This window comes from Pseudomonas sp. 05T35, assembly GCF_056396605.1.
Map to the genome: position 1 here is coordinate 1 of NZ_JBFTLU010000555.1, position 2,539 is coordinate 2,539.

Consider the following 2,539-nt stretch of genomic DNA (forward strand, 5'->3'; position numbering starts at 1 on the left):
GAACAACTTCACCCCAATAAAACTTAATCCAAAAGTTTTATAGAAACTTGTCACGCCCAAAAAAAACACACTTGACAAATAATATAAAAAACACTTGCTCGCTACTTGTTTCAAGTATTAGTTTTTCTCCGCCGACAACTTCAAGTTCCTGCGTACTTGTCGGCACGGTCAATGCCCGGGGTCTGTAAGACTCACCATGGCATCTGGCCGCCAAGCACCATAGACGCAAGCAACGCMTTGCCTGGCAAGGTCCGCCAACGCAATGAACTGCATCAACGTTTGTTTGAGGTACTTGTTCGCCTATTAAAAAAACCAGGCAGCACCGTGTTTGAACTTTCCTAATAAACCTCTGCCAACCGAACAACTTAACTCACAATTTATAGGTCTCTCATGAAACCCAATAAAGCACTTCTCGACCAAAAAAAAGCACTGCTGAGCGCCCACCCTATCTTTGCCGAGATTCATTCACTGTCGATACTTCAACGCTTTATGGAAACCCATGTATTTGCGGTATGGGACTTCATGTCACTGACCAAACGCCTGCAACAGGAACTCACATGTGTGCAACTGCCCTGGCTGCCGCCCCAAGATCCTCAAGCAGCGCGCCTGATCAACGAAATCGTCCTTGGCGAGGAATCCGATGACCGGCTCGATCACGGTCACTACAGCCATTTTGAGTTGTACCTGGATGCGATGCGTGAAATCGGCGCCAGCACGGCGGCCGTGGAACGCTTCGTCGCCCTGCAAAAGGAAGGCGTGAGCTACGACGTCGCCCTGCAAAGCGTGGACGTCGACCCGGCCGCATCGAACTTCGTCCGGCACACCTTGCACACCGCGCTGTATGCGCCGGGGCACAGCGTTGCCGCAGCGTTTTTGCATGGCCGTGAAAGCGTCATTCCGCAGATGTTCCAGCGCATTCTCGACGATTGGGGAATAGGCATCGAACAGGCGCCGACCTTTCGTTACTACCTGCAGCGGCATATCGAAGTCGACTCCGAAGACCACGGTCCCGCCGCCGAAACACTCCTGGCACGCTTGGTCGATGGCGATCCGCAACGACAGGAAGACGTCTATGCCGCGGCCATCGCCGCTGTGGAAAGCCGTATCGCACTGTGGGACGGCTTGCGCCTGAGCATGCGTGAATCAGTCGCCGAGGTGAGCGCATGAACGCCGCCGACTACCAATCCTTCGCCGACGCCTGGGAAAACCGCGCGACCATCCGTACACGTCCGCGGCGCATGGTCGAAAACGACGACAAACTGATCTATCCCCTGAGCCGGCAACCGCTGGTGCTGAGCGAAACATTTGTTCGCGAATGCCCGGAACAACGCGACTTCGCACTGGTGCAGACGCTCTACAAGTTCATCAACGACGTGGTGATTTTCGAAACCGAGATCGTCGACAAGACCGCCCGCAGCATCGCCAAGAATCGCTTCGCCGTGCCCTTCCCGTTCGCCTGTCGCTATGACGCCATGACCGTGGTGGTGGATGAGGATTACCACGCGCTGGTGGCGATGGACTTCATGCAGCAGACCGTGGCCATGACTGGCATCACGCCGATCGAACTGCCGTGTGAAATCGAACTGAGCCGGGCGATTCCTGCAGCGTTGGCGCTGGCACCGGAACATCTGCGCAGTGCCGTGGAGCTGATCTGCGTGGCCATTGCGGAAAGCACCGTGACCAACGACGTCGCGGCATTCGCCAAGGACGACACGGTCAAGCAATCGATCAAGGGCCTGATGGCTGACCACTTGCTCGACGAGGGCCGTCACTCGGGGTTCTGGTCACGGCTGGTACGGATCTATTGGCACTCGGCTAACGATGACGACCGCCAACTGATCGCGAAGATTCTGCCGGTATTCATCGCTCACTACCTGACTAACGACATTCAGAAGTCGTTCGATTTCCGGTTGATCGAACACCTGCACATCAGCGATGCCGCCAAGGCCGCACTCAAGAACGAAGTGGCAGGCCTGGCCTTCCCGATCAATCGCCATCACCCGCTGGTCGCCAACATCGTGCGGTTTTTCCGCAGCAGTTCGCTGCTCGATTCACCGTGCGTGCAAGACRCCCTGAGCGACTACCTGATCTAGCCGAGGAGAACATCATGAGACGTCTCGACATTCTGCTCATCGGTCAAAGCCAGGCCTTGAATGAGCTGGCGCTGGAGCTGGAACAACACGGCCATACGCTGACGCGATTGAGCGACAGCCACGCCCTGAACGAACAAACGGTCGGTAACGCCGAGCTGCTGATCGACGACGGCAGCCTGGCCATCCCGGCGCTGAGTCTGCTCGACCTGGGCAAGTGTGCACAACTGAGCGTGCGCCTGGGCCTGGGACCTGAAGACGCCAGCGGTCTGCCACCTATCGACGTGCTGTGCCGCTACATATCGAGCAGCGACCAGCGACTGATCGCCCGCGTCCCCGTCGCCGACGAAGCCTCGGGTAATGGCCAGGTGCTGCGCCTGAGAGTCATCGCTGAATTGGTTGACCGCGTGGCGCTTGAGGTCAGCCGTTTTTCCCGCGATGCCGAGTAC

At 57.1% G+C, this 2,539-nt stretch carries 2 protein-coding genes and 1 pseudogene; all 3 read left to right on the forward strand.

Translation table 11 applies throughout. From position 1 onward, the window contains the following. The first annotated feature begins 390 nt into the window (after positions 1-390). Entirely contained in the window at positions 391-1,167 is a 777-nt protein-coding gene (locus tag AC1DH9_RS27095; protein ID WP_427546567.1) for a DUF3050 domain-containing protein, read from the forward strand. After that, the gene (locus tag AC1DH9_RS27100; RefSeq protein WP_477809131.1) at positions 1,164-2,093 is read left to right on the forward strand and encodes a diiron oxygenase; all 930 of its coding nucleotides are present in this window, start codon (positions 1,164-1,166) and stop codon (positions 2,091-2,093) included. The genes AC1DH9_RS27095 and AC1DH9_RS27100 overlap by 4 nt, the downstream gene beginning before the upstream one ends. Before the next feature lie 14 nt (positions 2,094-2,107). Further along, a pseudogene (locus tag AC1DH9_RS27105) lies at positions 2,108-2,539 on the forward strand (peptide transporter); the annotation flags it as partial.

Bases quoted from the DNA above. Each gene is read 5' to 3' on its own strand.
- AC1DH9_RS27095 (WP_427546567.1), top strand. From the start codon at position 391: ATGAAACCCAATAAAGCACTTCTCGACCAAAAAAAAGCACTGCTGAGC.